3 protein-coding genes and 1 pseudogene are annotated in these 1,901 nt (G+C 72.4%); 2 read left to right on the plus strand and 2 right to left on the minus strand.

The window, feature by feature from the left end:
• Positions 1-152: 152 nt before the first annotated feature.
• Both C1I95_RS36810 and C1I95_RS36815 read left to right on the plus strand, forming a co-directional pair.
• Positions 153-365: pseudogene (locus tag C1I95_RS36810) on the plus strand (GNAT family N-acetyltransferase); the annotation flags it as partial.
• 57 nt (positions 366-422) lie between these two features.
• Positions 423-758, plus strand: coding sequence for a sterol carrier protein domain-containing protein (locus C1I95_RS36815; protein ID WP_233514057.1), 336 nt, complete (start codon positions 423-425; stop codon positions 756-758).
• Between the two features lie 125 nt (positions 759-883).
• Here C1I95_RS36815 and C1I95_RS33670 read toward each other — a convergent pair whose 3' ends face one another.
• Both C1I95_RS33670 and C1I95_RS33675 read right to left on the minus strand, forming a co-directional pair.
• A complete protein-coding gene (locus tag C1I95_RS33670) occupies positions 884-1,585 on the minus strand; it encodes a hypothetical protein (protein ID WP_111220132.1) in 702 nt (233 codons plus the stop codon).
• Positions 1,586-1,653: 68 nt separating this feature from the next.
• Positions 1,654-1,901 (minus strand): redoxin domain-containing protein (locus C1I95_RS33675; protein ID WP_146605946.1); only part of this gene is annotated, 248 nt, incomplete at its 5' end.

A 1,901-nucleotide genomic window follows, 5' to 3' on the forward strand; every position in this document is an offset into this window, starting at 1 on the left:
GTGTATAAGAGACAGGCCCGGCCCCGCAGCTGACCGTACGCGCCGGCACCCCCGCCGACCTGCCCGCCGTCGCCGACCTCCACCGGCGCGTCGCCCGACACCGCTGCGGACTACTCACCCGCAGCCACCCCCGCTTCCAGCACATAGACGAACTGCCCTACGACGGGCTCACCCTCGTCGAACACCACGACAACCTGGTCGGCTACGCCGGCTGGGACCGCGGCCGCGGCTACGGCCCCGAGGCCGTACTCACCGTCGAGGACATCTTCGCCAGCACCGCCGACGCCGCCCGCACCCTCGTCGGCATCCTCGCCAGCTGGCACAGCGTCACCCCCACCATCCGGCTGACCCCGCTGCCCGGCGACGCCGTCAGCGCCCATCTGCCCCTCGACATCGCCCGCGAACACGAACGCGGCACCTGGATGCACCGACCCGTCGACATCACCCGCGCCGTGGCCACCCGCGGCTGGCCCACGCACACCCGCGGCCAGGTCACCTTCACCCTCACCGACGACCTCGCCGAATGGAACACCGGCACCTGGCAGCTCACCGTCGCCGACGGCGACGCCCACCTGCACCGCGTCACCACCGAAGCGGACCTGCACCTGACCGTGCGCGGCTTCGCCCAGCTCTACACCTCGACCGCCACCGCCCGGACCCTCGCCGAGACCGGCCTGCTGCGACACACCACACCAGACCCGAGCGCCCTGGACCTGCTCGCCGCCGGCCCACCCGCCGAGGCCCTCGACTACTTCTGACCGCCGACCGCCGGCCCGGCGACCACCCCGAGAACGCGCCCGACACCATCACTGCCCGGACCGGCAAACGGCGTCGGCCGGCCCAGGCACACCGCCCGGGCCGGCCGACCACGCCACCGCGCCGCTCAGCTCGCCTCGCGCAACTCCGCCAACCGGGCCTCGATCTCCGCCAACTCGGCGCGCAGCTTCTCCGCCTGCCGCTCGGCCTCCGACCGCTCCGTGGCCAGGATCTGCTCCACCGCCTCGTGCACCCCCGGCACGTCCACCAACGCCACCATCCGCAGCGCCTCCGCCGGCTTGAGCACGTACGGCTTCGCCAACACCTTCGCGCCCTGCTGCGCCGCCACCGTCCACTCACCCTCGGCGTACGCCAGCGTCACCGTCAGCCCAGCCGGCGTCTTCGGCTTCGCCGCCTTCACCGCCCGCCGCGCCGGCTTCGCCTCCACCGTCTCCACCGTCTCCACCTTCGACTCCTCCCGCTCCGCAGACTCGTCTCGCCGAGGCTGCGGCACCCGGTCCAACACGAACTCCGGCTCCGCCACCGCCGGCTCGGCCACCACCGGCTCGACCTTCGGCTCCGCCGGCCGACGCCCCGCGCCCTTCGGCGCCACCGCCAGATCGGCGGGGGAGAAGGGCAACTCGTCGCGCCCGAACCGCACCACCACGAACTCCTCGGACACCGCCGGGTCGGTCAACTCGACCACCTGACCCACCTGCCCGGCGATCTGACCGGCCGCGGCGGTGAACACCACCTTCGGCTTGCGGCCCGCGGCCAACGCCTCCCGGACACCCTGCACCTCGTCATCGGACAAACCCTGGCCCGCCATCACGCCCTCTTCCGTGTACCCACGTCTGATCGCAGCCTTGATACCAGCCGGCTGCGACAGCGCAAAGATCAACCCCCCAGGGCCCGCAACGCCCGGTCCGCGTGCTCGTTCATGCCCAGCTCACTGTGCACCACCTCGATCACGCGCCGGTCGGCACCGATCACGAACGTCATCCGCCGCGTACTCAACGGCCCCAACGGCAACCGCCGCCGCACCCCGAACGCCTCCGCCACCACACCGTCCGGATCAGACAGCAACGGATAGTCGAACCCGTGCAGACGCGAAAACTCCGCCTGCCGCTGCACCGAATCCCGGC

This window comes from Micromonospora craterilacus (assembly GCF_003236315.1).
Classification (GTDB): Bacteria; Actinomycetota; Actinomycetes; order Mycobacteriales; family Micromonosporaceae; genus Micromonospora; species Micromonospora craterilacus.

What these genes read in the sequence shown, in the direction of transcription:
- C1I95_RS36815 (WP_233514057.1), top strand. Translation starts at nt 423, where the DNA reads ATGCACCGACCCGTCGACATCACCCGCGCCGTGGCCACCCGCGGCTGG.
- C1I95_RS33670 (WP_111220132.1), bottom strand. Translation starts at nt 1,585, where the DNA reads ATGGCGGGCCAGGGTTTGTCCGATGACGAGGTGCAGGGTGTCCGGGAG.